Origin of the sequence: Streptomyces sp. HSW2009 (genome assembly GCF_040240285.1) — a bacterium.
GTDB lineage: Bacteria > Actinomycetota > Actinomycetes > Streptomycetales > Streptomycetaceae > Streptomyces.
This window is the reverse complement of the sequence record NZ_JBEHZD010001184.1, coordinates 1-382: the sequence shown is the minus strand read 5'-3', so window position 1 is coordinate 382 and position 382 is coordinate 1. Positions and strand designations below refer to the sequence as shown.

1 pseudogene is annotated in these 382 nt (G+C 77.5%); it reads right to left on the bottom strand.

Annotation, left to right across the window (positions count from 1 at the left end):
* Positions 1 to 261, bottom strand: a pseudogene (locus AAHZ94_RS35135) (hypothetical protein); the annotation flags it as partial.
* Positions 262 to 382 lie beyond the last annotated feature (121 nt).

Sequence of the window (382 nt, the reverse complement as noted above, 5' to 3'; positions counted from 1 at the left end):
GGCGGGCGGGCGCCACAACTGGCCGCGGGCGTTGCGCGCGGACTCGGCCATGAGCGCCGCCTCCGGGCCGGTGAGCCCCGCGGGCGGATCGATCCACGCCAGCAACGCCCCCAGGTGCTGGTCCTCGATCCGGCTCTGCCCGGTGGCCCAGTGCTGCCCGAGCAGATCGGTGAGGGCCAGCAGCAGCGACGAACCCGGCACCCGGGCCCGCTCGCCGTAGTGCGTCAGCCAACGCCCGAGCAACGGCACCCGCGCGGGCGCCGCCACCTGTACGGGCGCCGCCACCTGCGCGGCCGTTCCGACCACCGCCGCGTCCGGTGCCGGACCGCTCGCCCCCGTCTGCGCAGGGTCACCCGCTCCCGTTCGTGCCGGGTCACCTGCC